This window comes from Streptosporangium sp. NPDC049046 (genome assembly GCF_040649155.1).
GTDB lineage: Bacteria > Actinomycetota > Actinomycetes > Streptosporangiales > Streptosporangiaceae > Streptosporangium.
The window spans coordinates 363,543-383,298 of sequence record NZ_JBEZEZ010000001.1; the positions used below are offsets into that span (position 1 = coordinate 363,543).

The following is a 19,756-nucleotide window of genomic DNA, read 5'->3' on the forward strand; positions in this document are numbered from 1 at the left end:
CGCCGCCCCGCCGCCGGACGGGACACCCTCGTGTCCTCGGGAGGAACCCCCACGCCTCGGCGAGGGAGAGGAGAAGCCGTCGGGGGCGGCGCCCGCGACGGTCCGGGCTCGGCGGACGAGGCCCCTCACGTGAGCTTTCCGTCCAGGACGGTCGGCCTGCCGCGCAGGAGGGTCGCCACGACACGGCCCGGCAGGGTGAGGCCCTCGTAGGGCGTGTTACGACTTTTTGAAGCGTAGCCCCCGGGGTCGACCGCGGCGCGCACCGACGGGTCGTAGAGGGTGATGTTGGCCGGGGCCCCGACCTCGATCGGCCGCCCCTGGCCCTGGAGCCTGCCGATCCTGGCGGGGGCGACGGACATGCGCTCGGCGACACCCGCCCAGTCGAGCAGCCCCGTGTCCACCATCGCCTCCTGAACCACCGCCAGCGCCGTCTCCAGGCCGATCATGCCCATCGCCGCGGCGGCCCACTCGGTCTCCTTGTCCTCGACCGGGTGCGGGGCGTGGTCGGTGGCCACGCAGTCGATCGTGCCGTCGGCCAGGGCCTCGCGCAGCGCCTCGACGTCCTCGCGCGTACGCAGCGGCGGGTTCACCTTGTAGATCGGGTTGTAGGAACCGACCGGGGAGTCCTCGACGAGGTCGTCGGTGAGCAGCAGGTGGTGCGGGGTCACCTCGGCGGTGACGTCCCAGCCCTTGGACTTGGCCCAGCGGATGATCTCCACGGAACCGGCCGTGGAGACGTGGCAGATGTGCAGGCGCGAGCCGACATGGGCGGCGAGCAGGCAGTCGCGGGCGATGATCGCCTCCTCGGCGACCGCGGGCCACCCGGTGAGGCCGAGCCGCCCCGAGACCGCGCCCTCGTTCATCTGCGCGCCCGCGGTCAGGCGCGGCTCCTGGGCGTGCTGGGCGACGACGCCGTCGAACGCCTTGACGTACTCCAGGGCGCGGCGCATGAGCACCGCGTCGGAGACGCACTTGCCGTCGTCGGAGAAGACCCTGACCCGCGCGGTGGAGTCGGCCATCGCGCCGAGCTCGGCGAGGCGCTCGCCGCCCAGGCCGACGGTGACGGCGCCGACGGGGTGCACGTCGCAGTGGCCCGCCTCCTGGCCCAGGCGCCAGACCTGCTCGACGACGCCGGCCGTGTCGGCGACCGGCTCGGTGTTGGCCATGGCGTGTACGGCGGTGTAGCCGCCGAGGGCGGCTGCGCGGGTGCCGGTGTCGACGGTCTCCGCGTCCTCGCGGCCCGGCTCGCGCAGGTGGGTGTGCAGGTCGACCAGGCCGGGCAGGGCGATCAGCCCTTCGGCCTCCACGACCTCGCTGCCGGACAGTCCCCGGCCGATCTCCACCAGCAGGCCGTCGCGGACCAGGATGTCGACCGGCTCACCGCCGAGGATCCTGGCGCCCCTGATGACGATGCCGTCACGCGTGGCCCCGATGCGGTCGTTCATCAGATCTCTCCTCGGAGGTCGGCGCCGCCAAGCAGCAGGTACAGGACGGCCATGCGTGCGGTCACACCGTTGGCGACCTGCTCGACGATCGTCGAGCGCGGCGAGTCGGCCACCTCGGCCGCGATCTCCATGCCCCGGTTCATCGGGCCGGGGTGCATCACGATGGCGTGTTCGGGCATCTTGGCGACGCGGTCGCGGTCGAGCCCGTAGCGGCGGCTGTACTCCCGCTCGGTGGGGAAGAACGCCGCGTTCATGCGCTCGCGCTGCACGCGCAGCATCATCACCACGTCGGACTTGGGCAGCACCGCGTCGAGGTCGTAGGAGACCTCGCACGGCCAGGAGCCGACCTGGACCGGGAACAGGGTCGGCGGGGCGACCAGGGTCACCTCGGCGCCGAGCGTGGCCAGCAGCAGCACGTTGGAGCGGGCCACCCTGCTGTGCAGCACGTCGCCGACGATGGTGACCCTCCTGCCGTCCAGCGGGCCCAGGCGGCGGCGCATGGTGAAGGCGTCGAGCAGGGCCTGGGTGGGGTGCTCGTGGGTGCCGTCTCCGGCGTTGACGACGCTGCCGCGCACCCAGCCGGCCAGCCGGTGCGGCGCGCCCGAGGCGCCGTGGCGGATGACCACGGCGTCGGCGCCCATCGCCTCCAGGGTGAGCGCGGTGTCCTTGAGCGACTCGCCCTTGGAGACGCTGGAGCCCTTGGCGGAGAAGTTGATGACGTCGGCCGACAGTCGCTTGGCAGCGGCCTCGAAGGAGATCCTGGTCCGGGTGGAGTCCTCGAAGAAGAGGTTCACCACCGTGCGTCCCCGCAGGGTGGGGAGCTTCTTGATGGAACGTTCCGAGATCTTCGCCAGCTCGTCGGCGGTGTCCAGGATGAGCAGGGCGTCGTCGCGGGTCAGGTCGGCCGCGGAGATCAGGTGGCGTTTCATCGCTCGTCCCCCTTCAGCAGCAGGACCGCGTCGCTGCCGTCGTTCTCCTCCAGGTAGACCTTGACGATCTCGGACTTCGACGTCGGCAGGTTCTTGCCCACGTAGTCGGGGCGGATGGGCAGCTCGCGATGACCCCGGTCGACCAGGGCGGCGAGTTGCACGGCCTGCGGGCGGCCCAGGTCGTTGAGCGCGTCGAGTGCGGCGCGGACGGTGCGGCCCGAGTAGAGGACGTCGTCGACGAGGACGACCACCCTGCCGTCGATGCCGTCGGCGGGCAGCTCGGTGCGGCCGAGCGCGCGGGCGGGCCGCAGCCGGAGGTCGTCGCGGTACATCGTGACGTCGAGGGAGCCCACCGGGACCGAGCGGCCCTCGAACTGCTTGATGTGGGCGGCCAGCCGGCGGGCCAGGTGGACGCCGCGGGTGGGAATGCCCAGCAGGACGACGTTCTCACCGCCCTTGGTCCGCTCAAGGATCTCGTGGGAGATGCGGATGAGGGCCCGGTTGATGTCGGGCTGTTCGAGGACGGCGCGGGCACCGCCCTGTGCGTGCGACAGCGCACGCGAAATGGCCTCTGCCAAGGAGGAACACCACCTTTCCCGCCTCACGGGACGGGTCTTAAAGGAAGTCAACGACCTCAAGGTACCAGCTCGGTGACGGTTCGCCCGAACAGGGGTCCGCTTCGCGAACAGCGCGGGTCCGGCTCGACAATCTTCTCAAAAGTGAATAAATATCACGATCTTCGCTGACTTCCCCTTGGTCTTCCGGGTATGCGCTTTACATCCGCACCAAGGCGAAGCATGACGGCCACCTCCCTGACGCGGCCGTCCCGGCGTGCCCGCCCCCGGCCACTCCCGTCAACCAGCCGCTAAGGAAGAGAAATGACCTTTCACGTCGACTCCGAGGTCGGCCGGCTCCACCAGGTCCTGCTGCACAGGCCGGAACTCGCCCTGAAACGGCTCACGCCGTCGAACAAGGACGACTTCCTCTTCGACGACGTGCTGTGGGTGCAGCGCGCCGTGGAGGAGCACGAGGAGTGGCAGAGGCTTCTGGTCGACCAGGGCGTCACCGTCCACATGCTCTCCGACCTGCTCCACGAGACGGTCGAGATCCCCGAGGCGCGCAAGCACATCCTGGACGGCATCGCCGACGAGCGTTACTTCGGCCCGATGGCCGTCGACGCCATCCGCAACGCGCTCGACTCGATGGACTCCGTCACGCTCAAGCGCTATCTCACCGGAGGCATCACCAAGCGCGAGCTGGTGGAGCTGGGCACCGACCCCAAGAGCCTCGCCTTCCACACGCTCAGGCCGGACGACTTCGTCCTGCCCCCGCTGCCCAATCACCTGTTCACCCGCGACACCTCCTGCTGGATCTACGACGGCGTCTCGATCAACGCGATGAGGAAGAAGGCACGCCGCCGCGAGACCCTCAACATGGAGGCGATCTACCGCTACCACCCGGCCTTCGCGTCCGGCTACGACCGTCCGGAGGAGGGCGGCTACAACGTCTGGATGCCGGGTACCCCCGCGGCTCCCGCCACCATCGAGGGCGGCGACGTGCTCGTCATCGGCCGGGGCGCGGTGCTGGTGGGCATCAGCGAGCGTACGCAGCCCCAGGCGGTCGAGATGCTCGCGCGAAGCCTGTTCAGGCGAGGTGCCGCGACGAGAATCGTCGCGCTGGACATGCCGAAGGCACGGGCCTTCATGCACCTGGACACGGTCATGACCAACGTGGACGTCGGCGTCTTCACCAAGTTCGCGGGACTGGGCATGCTGCCCTCCTACACGGTCGAACCCGGCGACAACGAGAAGGAACTCAAGATCACCGATCATCCCCCCGAGGACATGCACCGGGCCATCGCCCGGGCGATCGGGCTGGACGACATCAAGGTCCTCAGCGCGACGCAGGACGTGTACTCCTCCGAGCGGGAGCAGTGGGACGACGGCTGCAACGTGCTCGCCCTGCGTCCCGGCGTGGTGGTGGCCTACGAGCGCAACACCACCACCAACAACCACCTGCGCGAGAACGGGATCGAGGTCATCACGATCCGGGGCAGCGAGCTCGGCCGGGGCCGGGGCGGCCCGCGCTGCATGAGCTGCCCGCTCGAACGCGAGGGCATCTGAACCCTCCCTCGCGGGAAGCCGGGACGACGCTCGCGGGCCCGCGACCGGCACGCGGGCACGCCGCAGGCCACCGTCTCCGGCGGACGGGACCGTCGCACCGGGTATTCCCCGGAGGGAGCGTCGTTCAAGATCATACGCCCGTCGCCGCCCCTCGCGACGCCGCTGCCGCAAGCCATCCAGAAGACGCGGGAATCAAGCGAAAGTACCGAAAAAGTCGAAGTTTCCGTCATGTCGGGTAGGACAAGTGCGGCGTTTGACGCGGACCCCACCGGATCGGATTCGACATCTTTTTTCCAATCAGCTTGACCTTAGGCGCCCACAGCTTTACCGTCACTGTCCGTAACCACACCTCGTGGCGTTATCGGGTGAACCCTGACGCACCGGTCACCGAAGGTGCCAGCCTCAGGCGCCAACCCGGTGAACGGGGCATAAGTTGCGAGGTAGCACAATCAAGTTGAGAGCACTACATAACAGAGCCGGGGGGCCACACCATGCCGTCTGAGTACGCCAAGTCACTGGGTGCAAGACTCCGTGCCATTCGCACCCAGCAGGGCCTGTCCCTGCACGGAGTCGAAGAGAAGTCCCGGGGACGCTGGAAGGCGGTCGTCGTGGGCTCCTACGAGCGTGGCGACCGTGCCGTCACCGTGCAGAAGCTTGCCGAACTGGCTGATTTCTACGGGGTGCCGGTCTCGGAGTTGCTGCCGGGGGGTTCGGCTCCGAGCCCTCTTGGCCCGACACCGAAGCTTGTGATCGACCTTGAGCGTCTCGCCCAGCTCCCCAAGGAGAAGGCGGGCGCGCTCGCCCGTTACGCGGCCACCATCCAGAGCCAGCGTGGCGACTACAACGGCAAGGTGCTGTCCATCCGCCAGGAGGATCTCCGCTCCCTCGCCGTGATCTATGACAAGTCCCCCAGTGAGCTCACCGAGGAGCTCATCGGCTGGGGTGTCCTGGACCCGGAGGCCCGCCGAGCCGTCGAAGCCTTCTGACGACCCCTGACCGGTCGTGGGTGCGCCGCAACCGGCGTACCCACCCCGCAGAGCTCCTCGTTCTCAGCAGAACCTGTCCTTAGTTCCGCCCCGGGCTACAGCCGTTGTGGTAGGAAAAGGCAGACACGCATTTAGCGAGGTGTGGTGGACATGGCCAGGGGAGATGATCGGATCGATCACTCTCGATCGACCTCCGAGACCCGTCTCCGCACCGCCCCGGCGCAGCCGCGATCGACCAGGAGGCGTGCCTTTCCGCGGCTGCTGAGCTCGATCGGCACCAACCGCACCCAGAGCACCCTGAAGCTGCTGCCGTTCGTCGTGATGGCCGTGGTGGCCGCGATCGACTTCGGCACCGGCCCCACGTCCGGCCTGCTGCCGCTGCTCGCCCTCGGCCCGGCCTTCGCCAGCGTGGCCTGCGACCTGACCCGCACCACGGTGGTCGGCGTCGTCGCCCTGGCGCTGTGCTTCGCGCTCGGCCTCTACAACGACATCCTCTCGTCCCGCATCAACATCACCCTCATCGCCATCCTCGGCGTCACCGTGGCCAGTGTGCTGGCCAGCGCCGGACGGCTGCGCCACGAACGCCAGCTCGCCGACGTGCGCTCGGTGGCCGAGGCCGCCCAGCGGGTGTTGCTGCGCCCGGTGCCCCGCCGCGCGGGACCGGGCATCGGCGTGGCCGTCTCGTACACCTCCGCCACGGCGGAGGCCAGGATCGGCGGCGACCTGTACGAGGTCGTCACCACCCCGCACGGGGTGCGGATCATCGTGGGAGACGTCCAGGGCAAGGGCCTGGAGGCCGTGGAGACGGCCGCGGTCGCGCTCGGGGCCTTCCGTGAGGCGGCCCACGACGAGAGGACGCTCCAGGGCGTCGTGGGCCGCCTGGAGAACGCCCTGACCCGCGAGCTGTCCGGCGAGCAGTTCGTGACCGCCGTGCTGGCCGAGATCAGCGGCGACTCCACCATCACCGTCATCAACTGCGGCCACCCGGCGCCCCTGGTGCTCGACGCCGACGGCGGGATCTGGTTCGCCGACCCCCCGGACGAGGCGCTCCCGCTGGGCATGAGCGCTCTCAAGGCCGTCGAGCCGCGGCCGCACCACATCCCCTTCGAGCCCGGCGACCAGGTCCTCTTCTACACCGACGGGGTCATCGAGGCACGCGACGACGCGGGCGAGTTCTATCCGCTGCTGGAGCGGGCGCACCTGCTGGAGGGCGACGACCCCCAGGGCTCGCTGGACGCCCTGCGCGCCGACCTGCTCGGCCACGTGGGCAGGCCGCTGAGCGACGACGCCGCGATGCTCCTGCTGCGCCAGCGCGCCGCCCGCCAGAACTCCACGGCGGCGTGAGAAAGAGCGCCGGCAGGGCCCCGAGCGGGAACGGCTGCGCGAAACCGGCTTCACGGCGGCGTGAGAGAACACCGGCGCGAGAAAAGCCTGGGAGAACAACGAGGCGCGAGGGGACGACGGCACGAGAACGTCCCCGTACGCCCTGCGCCCGCCGGCGGGACCGGCGGAGGCGAGACGCACGGGGACGGCGCCGATGAGCTCGGGCGGCCCGCTCCGGGTGGAGGGCCGCTCCCGCTCTAACCGGCTAGCGGGATCCGGCCCGGGAGCATGGGCTGGCTCGGGACACCGAGCAGCTTCTCCACGGTGCTGACGAACCGCTCAGCCTCGGAGATGAGCTCCTCGGCGTCTCGCGAGGACACCGTGCGGGTCAGGCCCGCCTCGGCGGCGGCCCGCTTGGCCGCGCTCGTCTCGAAATAGGGTGCCCACTCGGCCAGGCGGGGCTCGGCCTCGGGCAGCAGCTCCCAGGCGCTGCGCAGCCTGCGCCTGCGCCCCTGCATCGGACGGGGACGGGCCGCCAGGACGGCGGCTGCCGCCCTGAGCGCGGCGAGATGGGCCGCGACGTAACGCGCGGCGGAGGTCCGGGCGGCGGCGGCCTCTTCGAGGCAGTCGCGCGCGTCTGAGAGGTGTGCCCGCACCGTGGGGGACAGCCGGGGCCCACCGGAATCGCCGAGCCGAGGGGTCATAGCGCTTCAGCCTCCTTGGTCGCAAGCGGCTCCGGCGTTTTCGCCGGTGGTATCACATTCGCAGACCCCACCGACAAATCCGCCGGACGGCCGGACGAGGAGCTTCCCCTCTCCCCGTCCGCCCTGACCTGGTCCGATCGTCTCCGCCGACGACATGGACCCGATCGGCCGCTCTTGGAACACGAGCCGCGAGCCCCGTGTCATCACATCGAACATAAATTCGATCACTAATACTGTCAAGTAAAACGACGAACAAAGGTTCGATCTTCGGGTCTCTGGAGCACGCGAAAGGGCCCCGGGAGATCACCGTCTCCCGGGGCCCCTGCTCTCGACCGGCGCGGGCGCGACCGGCGGCTCGCGTTTCGCCGGCTCGCCCCTAGCGGACGAACCTGCCTCGGACGTGCACCGGCACTCCCGTACCGAGCAGCCCGGGAAGGACCTCCGCCACGTGCATCGGCAGTCGTACGCAACCGTGGGAGGCGGGCGCCAGCGGCACCGACAGCGCGCCGTGGAAGGCGATGCCCCCGTTGAAGAAGATCGGGTTGTAGAGCTGGCCCAGGTAGGACTTGTGCCAGCCGTCCCTGCGCCAGGTGGTCTTGTAGTCGCCGGTCGGCGTGCGCGCGTCGCCGCAGAACCGCTGGGTCCTGCCCTCCCAGGTGGCCGTCTCGCAGTAGGCGATCCCGCTGCCGGAGGAGGTGTGGCTGATCAGCTTCACCGTGCCGTTCACGTAGAGGACCATCACCTGCTTGGCGAGGTTGACCTCCACCCGGGTCGGCTTGCCGTTGGGGACGAGCACCTTCGGCGCCTGGGGTGCCTCCAGAGCGTCCCAGGTCCTGCGTGCCACAGTGCTGGTCGGCGAGATGCCGTTCACCTTCTGGAAGGCCCAGATCGCCGTCAGGGTCGCCCCGCCGTAGCGGCCGTCGATCCTGCCCGGGGCGTAGCCGAGCTCGGCCAGCCGGGTCTGGAGCACCTTCACCGCGGCGCCCTTCGCACCGAGCTTGAGCGTTTTGCCGGGCGCGACGAACGAGGACACGCCCGTCACCCCCGCCGTGACGGCCGGGGAACCCGACGTCCCCGCCGCCGCGGCGCCGGCGGGAAGGGCGACGCCCACGAAAGACACGGAAGAGAGGAGCACGGCCCCCGCCGTCATCAGCGCGGCCACTCCCGGCCGCAGTCCAACCCCCACTTTCGATCAACTCCTCATATCACTATGGATCGGGTCAAGGGACCATAGCGCACGGTTTCCCTGTGCAGACAGCCGGTCATGAAACGGCAATCAACGGTCAATCTGTTTAGAGTGGCCGCGTGCCAGAAAAGTTGCATCCGAACATCGAGAAGGTCGCCGCCGTCCTGCGCGAGCACGGCGTCCCCGGCGAGATCGTCATCTTCGCGGAGGCCACCCCCACCGCCGCCACCGCGGCCGCGCAGCTGGGCTGCGAGGTCGGCGCCATCGCCAACAGCCTGATATTCGACGCCGACGGTGAGCCGCTCCTGGTGCTGACCAGCGGCGCCCACCGCGTCGACACCGACCTGATCGCCAGGACGGCCGGAGCGGCGAAGGTGAAGCGCGCCGCCCCCGCCTTCGTGCGGGCGGCCACCGGCCAGGTCATCGGCGGCGTCGCCCCGATCGGCCACCCCGCCCCGGTCAGAACCCTGGTCGACACCTGGCTGGCCAAGCACGAGGTCGTCTGGGCCGCGGCCGGCCACCCGCACACCGTCTTCCCGACCTCCTTCGACGAGCTCGTCCGCATCACCGGCGGGGTGCCCGTCGAGGTCGAATAACGGCTTCGCGCGGCTTTCGAACTCGGTGCCCACGGGCTCCGTGCCCACCGCCGGGCCTGCGCGCCCGCGACCCGGCGGGCTCGTACGCGCGACACGACCGGTCCCACACCGAACGGACCGCGGGCGAGCACGCCGGCGCTTCGTGCGCACGACGCTCGCGACCGCGCCCGGGAGCCGCACGGCTCCGGGCGCGGTCGCGAGAAGCCGGTCAGGCCCTTCGTGACCGGGCCGACAGGCGGGTGGGAAAGGCCGGGAAACTCCCTGGTGAGCGCCGGATGACCCTCCCTCGCCACACGGTGACCCGTGCCACGGCCACCCTGCTAGGGTGCGACGCGTGATCGGACTGCGACGGATCGGCCCCGACGAGTTCACGCTCCGGCTGGACGCGGTCCTCGGCGTCTACACCGAGGCGATGAACCCTCCGGCCGACCAGATCGCCGGCCGCAGGCTCATCATGGGAAACCACGCCACCCATCCCGCCTTCACCTGCCTGTTCGCCGAGCTCCCCGACGGCACTCCTGTGGGCATCGCCTACGGCTTCCACGGGGTTCCCGGGCAGTGGTGGCACGACGTGGTCAGGCGAGCCCTCGCGGACGAGTACGGAGAGGGCGGCGCCCACGACTGGCTGGGCGACGCGCTGGAGCTCGCCGAGATCCACGTCCACCCCGACTACCAGGGCAAGGGCATCGGCCGGGCGATGATCACGGGGATGTGCGCGGGCCGCCTGGAGCGCACCGCCGTGCTGTCGACCCGCGACCGGCCCACCGCGGCACGCCACCTCTATCGCAGTATCGGCTTCGTGGACCTGCTCACGCAGTTCGTCTTCCCCGGTGGGCACGAGCGCTACGCGATCCTCGGGACTCCCCTGCCGCTGGGCGGCTGAGCCGTCCCGAAGGATCCGCGGTCTCAGGTCGGCAGCGGGGCGATCTCCGGCGTGTGGTCGAGCGCCTGGAAGACCTCCCGGGTCGCGCTCGAGCGGTTGAAGGTGATGAAGTGGATGCCCGGCGCGCCCTCGTCGAGCAGGGTCTGGCAGAGCTCGGCGGCGTGTTCGATGCCGAGGCTGCGCACCGCGGCCGGGTCGTCGGCGACGGCCGCGAACCTCTCGGCCACCTCCGGCGGGAACGGCGCGCCGGAGAGCTGCTCGGACCTGGCGATGGTGCTCATCTGCGTGACGGGCATGATGCCGGGGATGATCGGCGTGTCACAGCCGGCGGCGGCCACCCGGTCACGCAACCGCAGATAGTCCTCGGCACGAAAGAACATCTGGGTGATCGCGTAGTCGGCGCCCGCACGGCACTTGCGCACGAAGTAGTCGGTGTCGGACTCGATCGAGGCCGACCTGGGGTGCTTGTACGGGAAGGCGGCCACGCCCACGCAGAAGTCGCCGGACTGCCGGATGAGCCGGACCAGCTCCTCGGCGTACAGGACGCCCTCGGGGTGGCGCACCCACTCGCCCGTCACGTCGCCGGGCGGGTCGCCCCGCACGGCGAGGATGTTGCGCACGCCCGCTCCCGCGAAGCGGCCGATCAGATGGCGCAGCTCGCGGACGGAGTGGTTGACGGCGGTGAAGTGGGCGACCGGGGTGAGCGTGGTCTCGTGGGCGATCCGCTCGACGATGTCGACCGTGCGGTCTCGGGTGCTGCCGCCGGCGCCGTAGGTGACGGACACGAAGGTGGGGTGCAGCGACTCCAGCTCACGGACGGCGCGCCAGAGCTGACGCTCCCCCTCGTCGGTCTTCGGGGGGGAGAACTCGAAGGAGAACGAGCGGGCACCGGCAGCGAGGAGTTCGCGGACGGTGGCGACACGATCAGGGAGGACAGACGCGCGACCCAGAGCCATGGGGTCAAGGATACTTGCCCGGCCGCTCGGCCGCCCGATCAGATCATCTCCGCCGGACATGGCGCGAACTTGTCACAATTAGCACGTAAACCACCACCCCTCTAGATCGAAATGTCCCCTTGGACCGTTAATCTCATTACCTGACCTCCTCACGCCGTCAAAGCCGGGGGATTCCAATTTTCATAGATTGGGTTCCCTGCCTCATCCTCAGTCGCAAGGAACCCGGAGGTGTCGTGCCCCACACCGGCTCCACAGGCGTTCCACCTCTCCGCCGGACCGGTGGAGAGGATCTTGTCCATCATGCGTACGGTGGTCGGGGTGTCATCACCGCCGGTCACGACGCCGGGATGCACGGCGCCGTACCGCGTTTTCCCCCCAGAGCTGAAGCCCAGGGTCTCCACACTGGAGGTATTCGATGATCACTTCTGCAGCCGCGTTGGACATGATCCGGTCCGAGGTGGATCGTTCTCTTCGGCGATTCGTCGAACAACAGCGCCCACAGGTCAGCGCTCCGGAGCTGGCGCCGCTCATCTCGGCGGCCGAGGATTTCCTCGCGGGCGGCAAGCGGCTGCGCCCCGCCTTCTGCTACTGGGGCTGGCACGGTGCGGGCGGGGGCGAGGAGCCCGCCATCTTCTCCGCCGCGGCCTCGCTTGAGCTGCTCCAGGCCAGCGCTCTGGTGCACGACGACGTGATGGACGCCAGCGATCTGCGCCGGGGCATGCCCTCGGCGCACCGCAGGTTCGAGGACCTGCACAGGAAGGCCCGCTGGCACGGTTCGGCCGAGCAGTTCGGCGAGGGGGCCGCCATCCTGCTGGGCAACCTGATGCTCATCTGGTCCGGTGAGATGTGGCGCAACAGCGGCCTGCCGGCCGCCTCTCTCGCGGCGGCGCAGAAGGTCCACGACGACATGCGCACCGAGCTGATGTGCGGTCAGTACTTCGACCTGCTGGAGCAGGCGCACGGCGAGGGCACCTTCGAAAGCGCGCTGCGGGTCGCCCTCTTCAAGAGCGGCAAGTATTCCGTGGAGCAGCCGCTCAGGCTCGGTCTGGTGCTGGCGGCCCGGGGCAGGGAGCCCTGGATCGACCGGCTCTGCGAGGAGTACGGGCAGTCGGTGGGCATCGCCTTCCAGCTGCGCGACGACATCCTCGGCGTGTTCGGCGACCCGGACGAGACCGGCAAACCGGCCGGCGACGATCTTCGCGAGGGCAAGCGGACGATGCTCATCGCCCGCACGCTCGCCGTGGCCTCGGAGTCCCAGGCCCAGGTGGTGCGCACCACGCTCGGCGACCCGGGCCTGGACGAGACGGGGATCGACCGGCTGCGCCAGATCATCGAGGAGACGGGGGCTCTCGTGGCGTGCGAGGACCTGATCAAGGGGTATCTGGAGAACGCCCTCGGTTCGCTGGAAGGCGCACCGATCCTCCCCGAGGCCCGCGCGGCCCTGGCCGACCTCGCGGTGGCCGCCACCTCCCGGCGGACCTGACCGTACCCGGCACATGGCGGAACGGCTCACGACGGGACGGCCCGCGGCGTGGTCGCCCACGACGGAGCGACTTCCGGCAGAGGCGGCTCCCGACGGGCGGCGAACAGGACCGGGCCGACGATCAAGGCGATCCGCCCGGCCGTGGGCACGGGCCCGCCGGGCGAGCCACCGGGGCGGCGGAAACCTCAGGTGGGGGCGTCCAGCCTCCGCCTGAACTCCGCCGCCGCCGCCTTGGGGTCGTCGGCCTCGGTGATCGCCCGGACGACCACGACCCTGCGCACGCCGTACGACATGACCTCCTCCAGGTTGGCGAGGTCGATGCCGCCGATGCCGAACCATGGCCGGTCGGTCTCCAGGGCCGCGGCGTGCCTGAGCAGGCCGGGGCCCGGGGCGGACCTTCCCGGTTTGGTGGGGGTCGGCCAGATCGGGCCGCAGCAGAAGTAGTCGACTCCGGGCTCGACGGCCGCGGCGGACGCCTCCTCGGGGGCGTGAGTGGAACGCCCGATGAGGATGTCGTCGCCGAGCATGTCGCGCGCGACCCGCACCGGCAGATCATCCTGGCCGAGGTGGAGCACGTCGGGACGGATCGCGTACGCGATGTCGGCCCTGTCGTTCACCGCCAGGAGGGCGCCGTGCCGGTCGCAGGCCTCGCGGAAGACGGCGAGGAGGTCGAGCTCCTCGCGCGCCTCAAGGCCCTTCTCGCGCAGCTGCACGATGTCGACCCCGCCCGCGAGGGCGGCGTCGAGGAAGTCCGCGAGGTCTCCCCGGTCCCGGCGCCCGTCCGTGCAGAGATACAGGCGGGCGTCAGAAACCGAGGGCTTGGGCACGTCTCTTCACCTCGGTGTGGCGGCCCGCCACGATCGCGTCCACCGGTGAGCCCGGCAGCGTGTCGTCGGGGGTGAAAAGCCAGCGAAGGGATTCGACGTCGTCGTATCCGGCGTCCAGGAGCACCGTGAGGGTCCCGGGAAGGCCCTTGATCACTTCTCCGTCGACGAGGAACACGGCGGGAACCTGTGGCTCTCCACCGCCCCTGCGCACTCCGATGAGCTTACGGTCCTTGAGAAGTTGCTTGGCGCGACCGGCGCTCAGGTTGAGCCTTCTGGCCACCTCGGTCAGGGTGAGCCACTCGCCCACCAGCTGGTCGGTTTCCCGGTCGATCTGCGCAACAGAAAGCGTCACGAATCCACCACTACCACATCGAGCCCTTCGCCAAACACCCGGCGGCGAGGTTACGCCACCGTACAATCGCGCAACGCTATCGCAGGGTCGGTGAGGCGATCGACGTCGAGGCGCTGGCCGCCCTCGATGAGGCGGCGCCCCTGGACCAGATCGCGGGGGCGGTTGACCGAGAGCACCGCGGTGAGCCGGTCGTCCTCGGTCACCCAGCAGATCGCCCACCTGGGCTTTCCCTCGGCCGCAGGGTCGCCGCGCAGGACGAGCCGGGCACCGTCGTGGTGGCCGGCGTACTGGACCATGTGGCCGAACTGCTCGGACCAGAAATAGGGGACCGGGTCGTAGACCGCGGCGTCGCCGAGGAGTGTGGCCACCGCGACGTCCGGGGCGCCCAGGGCGGTGTCCCAGTGCTCGACGCGCAGGCGGATGCCGTAGCGGCGCGACCACCAGGCGGCGCAGTCACCCACCGCGACCACGTCGGGCAGCGAGGTGCGCAGGTGCTCGTCGGTGACCACGCCGTTGTCGAGCCTGATGCCGGATCCGGCCAGCCACTCGGTCGCGGGCCGCACGCCCACGCCGGTGACGACCACGTCGGCCTCCAGCGCGGAGCCGTCCGCCAGGGTGAGCCCTCCGTGGTCGACGGAGGCAACCATGGTGCCCAGGCGCAGGTCGACGCCCGCCTCGGCGTACCAGGGGGTGGTGTACGCGCCGACCTGGCCGAGCGCGGCGGCCAGCGGGGTGCGGGCGGCCTCGACGACGGTCACGGCACAGCCCGCCCTGCGGGCGGCGGTGGCCACCTCCGCGCCGATCCAGCCCGCGCCGATGACGGCGACCCTGACTCCCTCGCCGAGCAGGGAGCGCAGCCGGAGCGCGTCGTCGATGGTGCGCACCACGTGCTGGGGGCCGTCCCCGCGCAACCTGATCGGGCGGGCACCGGTCGCGACGACCAGGCCGTCGTAGGCGATCTCGCCCTCGGTGGTCTCCACCACACCGGGATGGAGCCCTTTGGCCGACACGCCCGCGCGAAAGTCGATCTCAAGCGCGTCGAGGTCGGAGTCGACGACCGTGGAATCGGTCTCGCCGAGCAGCACTCCCTTGGACAGGGGCGGGCGGTCGTAGGGCCGGTGCCGCTCCTCCCCGATCAGGGTGATCCTGCCGCCGAACCCACGGGCTCGTAACGCCTCCACGCTGCGCACACCGGCGAGGCCGGCTCCAACCACCACGACATGATTCACACTTCCCGACGATAAGCGGGAACCCCGTACTCCTACCAACGGTCGTTGATAACGAAAACGGGATTTACCTCACATCTAACGCGCTAAGCGTGTTGTCCCAGCCCTTAGGGTGAGAGGAGAAGACGCGCGGGAGCCCGGAACGCACCGGGCTGAGAGGAGGGCTGCGGACGAGGAAGGACCCCCTGCGAGCTGGTGATGTGCGAGGAGGAACGCCCCGCACGGCACGGCGAGCGAGGTCCGGAGACGACCGCGAGCGGGCCCTCGACCGCCACGAACCTGATCCGGGTCATGCCGGCGAAGGGAGCGGAGCACGTATGGCGGACCATCTCGACCTCCTCGTCGTGGGCGGCGGCGTGATCGGCCTGTCGGTGGCGTGGCGCGCCGCCGTCCGGGGCCACAGAGTGATGGTCGCCGACCCCGCGCCCGCCTCCGGCGCCTCGCACGCGGCGGCGGGCATGCTGGCCCCGGTGAGCGAGGTCACCTACACCGAGGAGCCGCTGCTGCGGCTGGGGCTCGCCTCCCTGAAGCGCTGGCCCGCCTTCGCCGCCGAGCTGGCGGACGCGAGCGGGCACGACCTCGACTACCGCACCGACGGCACGCTCGACGTCGCCTTCGGCTCCGACGACCTGGCGGCGTTGGACGACCTCGCCGCCTTCGTCTCCAAGCTGGGGCTGCCCGCCGAGCGGCTCACCGGCCGCGAGTGCCGCCGCCTGGAGCCCATGCTCGCCCCCGCGGTCCGCGGCGGCCTGCTGGCCGGCGGCGACGCCTGGGTGGACCCCAGGCGGGTCACCGCGGCACTCCTCGCGGCCCTGGAGCGCGCGGGCGGCACCCTGGTACGCGCCCGCGCGGCCGAGCTGATCACCGCCTCGGGAAGGGCCACCGGGGTACGCCTCTCGACCGGCGAGAGTGTCGGGGCCGACCTGGTGGTCCTCGCCGCCGGAGCCTGGTCGGGCTCCCTTGAGGGGGTGCCCCCGGAGGCGCTGCCCCCGGTACGGCCGGTCAAGGGCCAGATCATGCGACTGCGCTCCCCCGCGCCGATCCTGCGGCGGTGCGTACGCGGGGTCGTTCACGGCTCGCACGTCTACCTGGTTCCGCGCGGCGACGGCGAGACGGTCCTCGGCGCCACCCAGGAGGAGATGGGCTTCGACACCCGCGTCACGGCCGGTGGGCTGTGGGAACTGCTGCGCGACGCGCGGGAGCTCGTCCCCGGGGTGACCGAGCTGGAGGTGGCCGAGATGACCGCGGGCATGCGTCCGGGCACCCCGGACAACCTGCCGTTGATCGGCGCCACGATCGTGCCCGGTCTCCACCTGGCCACCGGGCATCACCGGGGCGGGGTCCTGCTCGCGCCGCTCACCGCCGACCTCTGCTCGCAGGAGGCGGGCGAGGCGGACGCCGGGCTCTCCGCGATCTGCTCGCCGCTCCGCTTCGGTGATCGCGGTGCTCAGGACCACCACCGGGAACAGCGGGAACATCAGGAACACCGCTTCGGAGAGCACCACCGGAAGCACGACTCCCGGGAACTCGATTCCCCAGAACCTTCGCCACGGGAGCACCGCCTCCGCGACCACACACCGCAGGAGTACAGATGAACGTGACCATCAACGGCGCCGCGCACGAGTTGCCCTCGGGCGCGACCGTCGCGCAGGCCGTACGGCGGCTGACCGAGGTGCGGAACGGGGTGGCCGTCGCGGTGAACGACGAGGTCGTCTCGCGCGGCGCCTGGGATTCCACGGCGCTCGCGGAGGCCGACCGGGTCGAGGTGCTCACCGCGGTCCAGGGAGGCTGACCGATGACGACGGACGCGAGAGGGACCGACCGGTCGATGACGGACGCCAGGGAGGCCGACCGGCCGACGACGAAGGCGAGAGGGGGCGACAGGGTGACGACGGACGCGAGGGAGGCCGACGGGTTGACGGCGGACCCGGTGGACGACCTGGTCATCGGCGGAGAGAAGTTCTCCTCCCGCCTCATCATGGGCACCGGGGGCGCCCCGTCCCTGGAGATCCTCGACCAGGCGCTCGCCGCCTCCGGGACCGAGCTGACCACCGTCGCGATGCGGCGGCTCGACCCGTCCGCGCGGGGTTCGGTGCTCGACGTGCTGCGACGGCGCGGCATCAAGGTGCTGCCGAACACCGCGGGTTGCTTCACCGCCGGTGAGGCCGTGCTGACCGCCAGGCTCGCCAGGGAGGCGCTGGAGACCGACTGGGTCAAGTTGGAGGTCATCGCCGACGAGCGCACCCTGCTGCCCGACCCCATCGAGACCTTCGACGCGGCGGAGCGGCTGGTCGCCGACGGGTTCACGGTGCTGCCCTACATCGGCGACGATCCCGTACTGGCACGCAGGCTGGAGCAGGCGGGCTGCGCGGCGGTGATGCCGCTGGGTGCGCCGATCGGCTCGGGACTCGGCATCCGCAACCCGCACAACATCGAGCTGATCGTGGAGTTCGCGAGCGTGCCGGTGATCCTGGACGCCGGGATCGGCACGGCCAGCGACGCGGCACTCGCCATGGAGCTCGGCTGCGACGCGGTCCTGCTGGCCACGGCGGTCACCCGGGCACAGCGTCCCGACCTGATGGCCCAGGCGATGCGCTCGGCCGTCTGCGCAGGCCGGTTCGCGCGTATGGCCGGGCGGATACCCCGGCGTCGCTACGCGGAAGCCTCCTCTCCCTCGATCGACAGGCCGCCGGCGGTCCATCGATAGAAAACCACCACGTCTCGGCATCGGTTTGGGATTCGGGGATCCTGTCGGCGCCAAATCGCCCGTAAACTCGGCCACGTGGACACGACGCTTACGGACCCCCTGGTCGGGAAACTCCTCGACGGGCGTTACCGCGTCGAGTCCCGGATCGCCCGGGGCGGAATGGCGACCGTCTATCTGGCCCTGGACGTCCGGCTCGACCGCACGGTCGCCGTCAAGGTGATGCACCGCTCGCTCGCCGAGGACCCCGCCTTCGTGCGTCGCTTCATCGGCGAGGCCAAGTCGGTGGCCAGCCTGTCGCACCCCAACGTGGTGCACGTGTTCGACCAGGGCACCGACGGCGACAACGTCTACCTCTCGATGGAGTACGTGCCGGGCCGGACCCTGCGCGACGTGCTCCGTGCCCGGGGCAGGCTGCCCGCCCGCGAGGCGCTGGAGGTCATGATCCCGGTCCTCGCCGCGCTGGGCGCCGCCCACCAGTCCGGCCTGATCCACCGGGACGTCAAGCCGGAGAACGTGCTGCTCGCCGACGACGGCCGGGTCAAGGTCGTCGACTTCGGCCTGGCCCGCGCGATCGAGGCGAGCAACCAGACGCGCACCGGTGTCATGATCGGCACCATCGGCTACATGTCGCCCGAGCAGGTGACCGCGGGAGGCGCCGACGCCCGCAGCGACGTCTACGCGGCCGGCATCATGCTGTTCGAGCTTCTGACCGGCCGCCAGCCCTACGAGGGCGAGACCCCGATGTCGGTCGCCTACCGGCACGTGCACGACACGGTTCCCGTGCCCTCGGCACTGCTGCCCGGCTCTCCCCCGCTGCTCGACACCCTGGTGGCGAAGGCGACGGCCCGCGATCCCGCGAACCGCCCCGTGGACGCCACCGCGCTGCTCGTCGCCGCCGTCGAGGCCCACCGGATGCTGCCCAGGGAGAGCGGCCCGGTGCCGTCCCTGCCCGTCGGCCCGCCGCACGGCCCCGAGACGGCGGCGCCCACGCCCCCCGCCCCGGCCAACCACACGCTGATCCAGCCCCGCGTGGAGTTGCCCACCGGCCCGGCCGACGGCCACCACACGACCGCTCCCAAGGCACGCGGGAGGTCCGGCGCCCGCTGGTTCCTGATCGGGCTCGCCGCGGTCATGGTGATCGCGGTGGGGGTGACCGGCTGGCTGTTCTCGCAGAACACCTCCATCGTGGTGCCCTCCACCCTGGTGGGCAAGAACATCACGGCCGCCACCGGCGAGGCCAAGCAGCGCGGCTTCACCGTCGAGACCGGCAAGGCCGAGCACGACGAGAAGGCCCCGAAGGGGACCGTGCTGCGCACCGAGCCCGTGGCCGGCACCGAGGCCGAGCCGGGGAGCAAGCTGATCCTCATCGCCTCGGCCGGCCCCAAGCGGGTCGCGGTGCCCAATGTGGTGGGGATGACCGAAGCGCAGGCCAGGAGCAGGCTGGCCGAATCCTCACTCCTCGTCGACGACGTCAAGAAGCAGCAAAGCGAGACCGTGCCGCGCGGCCAGGTGATGCGGACCGTCCCCGCCGTGGGAAACCCGGTCAGGGAGAACAGCAAGGTCGACCTGATCGTGAGCGCGGGCCTGCTCATGCCGGACGTGAGGGGCATGCCTCGCGACCAGGCCGACGGGGTGCTGCGCGGGGCGGGGTTCGCTCCCGAGTTCGTCGAGCAGACCGACTCGGCCCAGCCGTGCACCGTCATCGCCCAGGACCCGCAACCCAAGGCCGAGATCGACAAGGGCGCCGTGGTCCGGCTCACCCTGTCGCAGTGCGCCAGCGAGTGGCGCTGGCCCTGGGAGCGCGACGGCCAGGTCCCGCCCGGGGAGAACGGAGACAACGGCGGCAACGTCGTGGTGATCCCGAACATCGTCTTCAAGGACTACCGGGCGGCGAGAGACGAGCTGCGCGCCGCGGGGGTCACGGTGAAGATGAAGCGCACCCTGGGCAAGGGCAGGGTCCTGGCCCAGGTCCCGCCGGGCGGCCAGGCGGTCCCGCCCGGCACCCAGGTCACCATCTGGTACTGACCTCC

Annotated in this window: 19 protein-coding genes; 10 read left to right on the plus strand and 9 right to left on the minus strand. The window is 70.7% G+C overall.

The features are described from left to right. Positions 1-125: 125 nt before the first annotated feature. From AB0B96_RS01490 to pyrR, 3 genes are read right to left on the minus strand one after another with little or no spacing between them, the layout of a single operon-like run. On the minus strand, positions 126-1,445 hold the full coding sequence (locus AB0B96_RS01490) for a dihydroorotase (protein WP_362895567.1): 1,320 nt from the start codon (positions 1,443-1,445) through the stop codon (positions 126-128). Beyond that, complete coding sequence (locus tag AB0B96_RS01495; protein WP_350948037.1) at positions 1,445-2,374, minus strand: aspartate carbamoyltransferase catalytic subunit; 930 nt, start codon at positions 2,372-2,374, stop codon at positions 1,445-1,447. Before AB0B96_RS01495 ends, AB0B96_RS01490 begins: the two co-directional genes overlap by 1 nt. Then, positions 2,371-2,952, minus strand: coding sequence for a bifunctional pyr operon transcriptional regulator/uracil phosphoribosyltransferase PyrR (gene pyrR / locus AB0B96_RS01500; protein WP_362895569.1), 582 nt, complete (start codon positions 2,950-2,952; stop codon positions 2,371-2,373). Before pyrR ends, AB0B96_RS01495 begins: the two co-directional genes overlap by 4 nt. Positions 2,953-3,252: 300 nt before the next feature. Between pyrR and AB0B96_RS01505 the strand changes: the two genes are divergently transcribed. The 3 genes from AB0B96_RS01505 (at position 3,253) to AB0B96_RS01515 (ending at position 6,827) form a co-directional block, all read left to right on the plus strand. Continuing rightward, positions 3,253-4,497 carry an arginine deiminase gene (locus tag AB0B96_RS01505; RefSeq protein WP_350948035.1) on the plus strand — a complete coding sequence of 415 codons (1,245 nt, stop codon included), beginning with the start codon at positions 3,253-3,255 and terminating at the stop codon, positions 4,495-4,497. A 491-nt stretch (positions 4,498-4,988) separates the two neighbouring features. Next, the gene (locus AB0B96_RS01510; RefSeq protein ID WP_350948034.1) at positions 4,989-5,483 is read left to right on the plus strand and encodes a transcriptional regulator; all 495 of its coding nucleotides are present in this window, start codon (positions 4,989-4,991) and stop codon (positions 5,481-5,483) included. A gap of 150 nt (positions 5,484-5,633) precedes the next feature. Beyond that, positions 5,634-6,827 (plus strand): PP2C family protein-serine/threonine phosphatase, encoded by a 1,194-nt coding sequence (locus AB0B96_RS01515; RefSeq protein ID WP_362895571.1) that lies wholly within the window; start codon positions 5,634-5,636, stop codon positions 6,825-6,827. Positions 6,828-7,063: 236 nt separating this feature from the next. Here the strand turns inward: AB0B96_RS01515 and AB0B96_RS01520 are convergent, their stop codons facing one another. Further along, the gene (locus tag AB0B96_RS01520) at positions 7,064-7,510 is read right to left on the minus strand and encodes an SAV_6107 family HEPN domain-containing protein (RefSeq protein ID WP_350948032.1); all 447 of its coding nucleotides are present in this window, start codon (positions 7,508-7,510) and stop codon (positions 7,064-7,066) included. A gap of 376 nt (positions 7,511-7,886) precedes the next feature. After that, positions 7,887-8,696 carry a L,D-transpeptidase family protein gene (locus tag AB0B96_RS01525; protein WP_362895573.1) on the minus strand — a complete coding sequence of 270 codons (810 nt, stop codon included), beginning with the start codon at positions 8,694-8,696 and terminating at the stop codon, positions 7,887-7,889. Positions 8,697-8,815: 119 nt separating this feature from the next. Here AB0B96_RS01525 and AB0B96_RS01530 point away from each other — a divergent pair, with 119 nt between their 5' ends. Then, on the plus strand, positions 8,816-9,292 hold the full coding sequence (locus AB0B96_RS01530; protein WP_350948030.1) for a YbaK/EbsC family protein: 477 nt from the start codon (positions 8,816-8,818) through the stop codon (positions 9,290-9,292). A 334-nt stretch (positions 9,293-9,626) separates the two neighbouring features. Further along, the gene (locus AB0B96_RS01535; protein ID WP_362895575.1) at positions 9,627-10,175 is read left to right on the plus strand and encodes a GNAT family N-acetyltransferase; all 549 of its coding nucleotides are present in this window, start codon (positions 9,627-9,629) and stop codon (positions 10,173-10,175) included. Between the two features lie 23 nt (positions 10,176-10,198). Here AB0B96_RS01535 and metF read toward each other — a convergent pair whose 3' ends face one another. Then, the gene (gene metF / locus AB0B96_RS01540) at positions 10,199-11,131 is read right to left on the minus strand and encodes a methylenetetrahydrofolate reductase [NAD(P)H] (protein WP_350948028.1); all 933 of its coding nucleotides are present in this window, start codon (positions 11,129-11,131) and stop codon (positions 10,199-10,201) included. A gap of 415 nt (positions 11,132-11,546) precedes the next feature. Here metF and AB0B96_RS01545 point away from each other — a divergent pair, with 415 nt between their 5' ends. Next, complete coding sequence (locus AB0B96_RS01545; protein ID WP_350948027.1) at positions 11,547-12,614, plus strand: polyprenyl synthetase family protein; 1,068 nt, start codon at positions 11,547-11,549, stop codon at positions 12,612-12,614. Between the two features lie 185 nt (positions 12,615-12,799). Here the strand turns inward: AB0B96_RS01545 and thiE are convergent, their stop codons facing one another. From thiE to AB0B96_RS01560, 3 genes are read right to left on the minus strand one after another with little or no spacing between them, the layout of a single operon-like run. After that, on the minus strand, positions 12,800-13,441 hold the full coding sequence (gene thiE / locus AB0B96_RS01550) for a thiamine phosphate synthase (RefSeq protein ID WP_362895577.1): 642 nt from the start codon (positions 13,439-13,441) through the stop codon (positions 12,800-12,802). Then, positions 13,419-13,793, minus strand: a complete 375-nt coding sequence (locus AB0B96_RS01555) for an Rv2175c family DNA-binding protein (RefSeq protein WP_350948025.1) — start codon at positions 13,791-13,793, stop codon at positions 13,419-13,421. The genes thiE and AB0B96_RS01555 overlap by 23 nt, the downstream gene beginning before the upstream one ends. 50 nt (positions 13,794-13,843) lie before the next feature. Further along, complete coding sequence (locus AB0B96_RS01560) at positions 13,844-15,022, minus strand: FAD-dependent oxidoreductase (RefSeq protein ID WP_350948024.1); 1,179 nt, start codon at positions 15,020-15,022, stop codon at positions 13,844-13,846. A gap of 314 nt (positions 15,023-15,336) precedes the next feature. On the opposite strand from AB0B96_RS01560, the gene thiO reads away from it, so the two are divergent. The 4 genes from thiO (at position 15,337) to pknB (ending at position 19,751) form a co-directional block, all read left to right on the plus strand. Continuing rightward, on the plus strand, positions 15,337-16,614 hold the full coding sequence (thiO, locus tag AB0B96_RS01565) for a glycine oxidase ThiO (RefSeq protein ID WP_362895580.1): 1,278 nt from the start codon (positions 15,337-15,339) through the stop codon (positions 16,612-16,614). Further along, complete coding sequence (gene thiS, locus AB0B96_RS01570) at positions 16,611-16,811, plus strand: sulfur carrier protein ThiS (RefSeq protein WP_350948022.1); 201 nt, start codon at positions 16,611-16,613, stop codon at positions 16,809-16,811. The genes thiO and thiS overlap by 4 nt, the downstream gene beginning before the upstream one ends. Positions 16,812-16,949: 138 nt before the next feature. Then, positions 16,950-17,726: a thiazole synthase gene (locus tag AB0B96_RS01575; RefSeq protein WP_362895837.1), complete on the plus strand. Its 777-nt coding sequence runs from the start codon at positions 16,950-16,952 to the stop codon at positions 17,724-17,726. 75 nt (positions 17,727-17,801) lie between these two features. Then, positions 17,802-19,751 (plus strand): Stk1 family PASTA domain-containing Ser/Thr kinase, encoded by a 1,950-nt coding sequence (gene pknB, locus AB0B96_RS01580; RefSeq protein ID WP_362895582.1) that lies wholly within the window; start codon positions 17,802-17,804, stop codon positions 19,749-19,751. The last annotated feature ends 5 nt before the right edge of the window (positions 19,752-19,756 follow it).

Coding starts and splice junctions, on each gene's coding strand:
- AB0B96_RS01545 (WP_350948027.1), top strand. CDS start 11,547: ATGATCACTTCTGCAGCCGCGTTGGACATGATCCGGTCCGAGGTGGAT.
- AB0B96_RS01505 (WP_350948035.1), top strand. CDS start 3,253: ATGACCTTTCACGTCGACTCCGAGGTCGGCCGGCTCCACCAGGTCCTG.
- AB0B96_RS01490 (WP_362895567.1), bottom strand. CDS start 1,445: ATGAACGACCGCATCGGGGCCACGCGTGACGGCATCGTCATCAGGGGC.
- metF (WP_350948028.1), bottom strand. CDS start 11,131: ATGGCTCTGGGTCGCGCGTCTGTCCTCCCTGATCGTGTCGCCACCGTC.
- AB0B96_RS01520 (WP_350948032.1), bottom strand. CDS start 7,510: ATGACCCCTCGGCTCGGCGATTCCGGTGGGCCCCGGCTGTCCCCCACG.
- AB0B96_RS01495 (WP_350948037.1), bottom strand. CDS start 2,374: ATGAAACGCCACCTGATCTCCGCGGCCGACCTGACCCGCGACGACGCC.
- thiS (WP_350948022.1), top strand. CDS start 16,611: ATGAACGTGACCATCAACGGCGCCGCGCACGAGTTGCCCTCGGGCGCG.
- thiO (WP_362895580.1), top strand. CDS start 15,337: ATGGCGGACCATCTCGACCTCCTCGTCGTGGGCGGCGGCGTGATCGGC.
- AB0B96_RS01515 (WP_362895571.1), top strand. CDS start 5,634: ATGGCCAGGGGAGATGATCGGATCGATCACTCTCGATCGACCTCCGAG.
- AB0B96_RS01510 (WP_350948034.1), top strand. CDS start 4,989: ATGCCGTCTGAGTACGCCAAGTCACTGGGTGCAAGACTCCGTGCCATT.